Here is a 2,823-nt window from a genome sequence, read left to right as displayed (position 1 = left end):
TTAAGGAACAAAGGTTTAAACGAATCATTTATTTTTAAGCATTGCCTATAGAATAGATGTCTGTCTTTCCTATTTTTAATTTTAGAACCTTTTAATACTGTTAGTAAAGAAAACCTAGCAACCTCAGCAGTAACAATGTTTTTACGATCGAAAAGCTCAATAGTGTCTTTAACTGAGTTAACTAAGTTGAGTAATAAATGAGAATAAGTAGAAGTGCGTATGCTAGTTGTAGAACCCACCCTTTTTCTGTAATAAACCAAAACAGATGATATTTTCACTGTTGTACTTGCCTTCGAAAAAGCCTGGACATTATAAAAAACATCTTCGTAAATCATACCTTCGGGGAAAGTAAGTCCATTCAACATACTTTTTCTGTATAAGCGAGTCCAAACAAAAAAACCACTGTAGAACGGGTTTAAATTTGATGACTCTAATTCTACTATTGCCGAAGAAGCACTAGCTGGCAAAACAGAAGTAAACTCTTCAAAGCTAAATTCAATTATATCGTGCTTTAGTTCAGTTACATAAGCTGAGAGTAAATCCCAGTAATTAGAGGCAAGTGCATCGTCAGAATCTATAAAGCCAATATACTCACCTTTTGCAATGAGCAATGCGGCATTACGGGCAGCAGCTTGGCCTTTATTAATGGGTTGCTTAATTATTGTTGAATTAAATTTTATGTTTGATTTATGCTCTAAAATAAAGCTTTCGCACAGGCTTATTGAATTTTCAGGGCAGCAGTCATCAACAAAAATAATCTCAACTTGGTCGCTATTAACACCTTGCAGTAAGCTTTTCATTAAATCAGGTATAAATTCAGCTACTTTATAAACAGGGCATATAAGTGATAATTTAATAGGCATATTAATTATTTACACCACTTTTTATTACGCCATATTGTTTTGCGTAGCTTTCCAGCATTACAGGTAACGAGTATTTCTGCTTATATAGCGTGTAAGCAACATCACCATGTGACACTGTTTTGGCTTTGTTATTAATGTATTCACTCATAGCAATAGTCATTTTAGATGCATCACGAATAGGGATTAAATAGCCCGATTCACCCTCTATTATTAGCTCAGAGCAGCCACCAACATCAGATGCAATTACCGCTTTATTACACGCCATAGCCTCAATAATACTTCGTGGTAAGCCCTCCCAAAAGCTAGAAAGTATAAATACATCAGCTTGAGTTAGTTTTTCAGCAAAGTTGTCAACAACGCCACAAAAGTTTATTACCCCTTCAGGAAAGTGAGCAAACAACTGTTTTACTTTAGCTTCGTACTGGCCATCGCCATATATGCTTAAAGTAAAGGGTTTACCTTGACTTAATAAAGAACCACACGCTTGAGCGAGCGTAGTGTAGTCTTTTTGATCTTCAAAACGAGCTGCGGTTATAAAATTAACGGGTTTATCGGTTAGCTCCCACGTATCGTTAAATTTGCCGAGCATACCGTTACGTATAACCAACAGCTTTTTGTCGGGCACGCCTATTCGTAAATATTCATTTTTATCGAACTCGCACACACCTATTATTTTTGAAGGTAAATAAGATAGTAACTTTTCAAGTCGCTCATATTTTTTAAAGCCTTTATTTTCAGGTGTATTGACAAAAGGCACACCATGAGGCACATAATAAGAGCGTTTAAAAGTAAGCATTGCAGCTATACGCCCAAGCGCACCTATTTTAGCCGTATGCCAAGAACAAACTTGCGGATTTTCTGAAATAATAAGCCATATTAATTTTAACAATGACCAAATATCGCTTAGCGGGCTTAAATCTCTTTTTAAATTAGTTAAAGCATGCACTTTAAAACCAGCCGCTCGTAATTTAGTTATAGCATCGCCGTTGCCACCTAGTGCGTATACAACTTCGGCACCTTCGTCTCTAAACTTTTCGCCTATTTGGCAAATATGTTTAAATGAACCAGATACTATAGTATCCGAACGCGTCATCCCTATTAAAACCTTCATCTAAGAAGCTCCAAGTAATTTTTTATAAAGTTTAATGTATTCTTTAGCTATTACATCTACTGTAAAGTTAGCTGCTATTAATTGCTCAGAAAAAACCTGTACTTCACCACTATTTTTATAGTGTAGTGCAATACCATCTTCTGTACTTTTAGCAATTTCAGCCGCACTAAAACCTGTAGCAATATAACCGTTTTTATCTGTAAAAATAGCATCGCTTGCCCCACTTACAGGTGTCGACACTAGCACTTTTCCAGCTAACAAAGCCTCAAGCAATGAGTTCGAAAATCCTTCTGCCTCAGAAGCATTAACAAAAATATCAAATTGCTTGATAAAGTTTACCGGGTCGTTAACCTCACCATAAAATGTTATTTTGCTTTGCAAGTTGTTTGCTTCAATATACTTTTTTGCTGCAGGTAGCGCACTACCACTGCCTATTAAATGAAAATGCACTTGATCATGCTTTTTAGTAAGCAATGCAAACGCCTCCATTAGTACATCTACTTTTTTAATTTGCTCTAACCTGCCATGATAAAAAAGATTTATTACAGAATCGTTTTTACTGTCAGTAAATGAGCTGTCATCATTAATCAAACTTTTATCAATACTGTTAGGTATATTAATAATATTTTTAAAGCCGAACTCTTTACAGTTTTGTGCGATAACACCCGATATAGCGACTATGGTGGGGTTAGTTTTTAGCACAAAATTAGCCATTATTGACCCAACAATTTTTTTAGATCTTAACGCTTTAAAATCCATATGTTGGTTAGAGTTACCTACCTTAATTAATATTGGCTTTTTAAATAAACGTGCAATGCAACACCCTACAAAAGCACCAAACTTACCTTG

General features: G+C 35.4%; 3 protein-coding genes. All 3 read right to left on the bottom strand.

The features are described 5' to 3' along the window. A partial coding sequence (locus tag H5072_RS16060) for a glycosyltransferase family A protein (RefSeq protein WP_182694091.1) occupies positions 1 to 863 on the bottom strand: 863 nt, incomplete at its 3' end. A gap of 1 nt (position 864) precedes the next feature. Continuing rightward, a complete protein-coding gene (locus H5072_RS16055) occupies positions 865 to 1,974 on the bottom strand; it encodes a glycosyltransferase family 4 protein (protein ID WP_182694090.1) in 1,110 nt (369 codons plus the stop codon). Beyond that, on the bottom strand, positions 1,975 to 2,823 hold an 849-nt coding region (locus H5072_RS16050), incomplete at its 5' end, for a glycosyltransferase family 4 protein (RefSeq protein WP_220488664.1).

Origin of the sequence: Pseudoalteromonas sp. SR45-5 (assembly GCF_014163565.1) — a bacterium.
Lineage (GTDB): Bacteria > Pseudomonadota > Gammaproteobacteria > Enterobacterales > Alteromonadaceae > Pseudoalteromonas > Pseudoalteromonas distincta.
The sequence above is the reverse complement of the archived record's forward strand: the minus strand, read 5'-3'. Positions and strand labels throughout refer to the sequence as shown.